The organism is Shewanella sp. AS16, from assembly GCF_021412365.1.
GTDB classification, from domain to species: domain Bacteria; phylum Pseudomonadota; class Gammaproteobacteria; order Enterobacterales; family Shewanellaceae; genus Shewanella; species Shewanella salipaludis.
On sequence record NZ_JAKCLK010000075.1, the window covers coordinates 1 to 379 of the forward strand.

General features: G+C 60.2%; 1 protein-coding gene. It reads right to left on the bottom strand.

Annotation, left to right across the window (positions count from 1 at the left end):
* Positions 1-379: ABC transporter permease subunit (locus LZP73_RS19395; RefSeq protein WP_234236547.1), on the bottom strand; the 379-nt coding region annotated here is incomplete at both ends.

Genomic DNA, 379 nt, shown 5'->3' on the forward strand with positions numbered 1-379 from the left:
ACCCACCAGGTTAAAGGCCATCACGCTGATAAACAGCGCCAGCCCCGGCCAGAACATTTGCAGCGGCTGGGTCCAGATATACTGACGCGCGTCGTTAATCATCACGCCCCATTCGGCGGTCGGCGCGGTCACGCCGAGACCGAGGAAGGACATCCCCGCGACGTGTAGCATCATATGACCGATATCCAGCGTCGCCAGCACCAGCAGCGAGGGGATCACCGCACCTGCCAGATGATCAATAAACACCCGCACATGGCCCGCGCCAGAAAGCCGTGATGCCAGCACAAACTCGCGCTGGCGCAGTGAAATCACCAGGCTACGCACCATGCGTGCATACCACGCCCAGTGCGACAGGGCGATGGCTATAATCACATTGGTC